Source organism: Pseudovibrio sp. WM33 (assembly GCF_001623165.1).
Classification (GTDB): Bacteria; Pseudomonadota; Alphaproteobacteria; order Rhizobiales; family Stappiaceae; genus Pseudovibrio.
Window position 1 is genome coordinate 1 of the sequence record NZ_LMCK01000081.1, and the last position, 398, is coordinate 398.

Sequence of the window (398 nt, forward strand, 5' to 3'; positions counted from 1 at the left end):
GCGGGAGAGTAGGGCGCCGCCGGGCATGAATAATCCACACTGACAATCTCTCAAAATGAAACAGAACAACATACCAACTCAAAAGCCCCCAATGCATAAAGCATGGGGGCTTTTTGCGTTCTAGAAAGCCTGCCTGAATGAGAGGGCTGAAGAGAGCGTCTCCAGCAAGAAGACTAAAGCCTTCCAAGAACCAGAGCACTTCCTTAGCCCTGAATATACACCCAACAGTTGGCCTTAGTGAAACTCAAACAGCGACTTCAAGGGATTGAATGGCAGTACCTCGCAGTGCTGTTATGAGATGAGCACTGCAGTCTACTGTGCTTGAAATGTTGTGGTTCCTTTCCAGTACGCGCCAGAGTGGACTGGCTCAGGAAAACTGGAGAGCCTTCTGATACGAT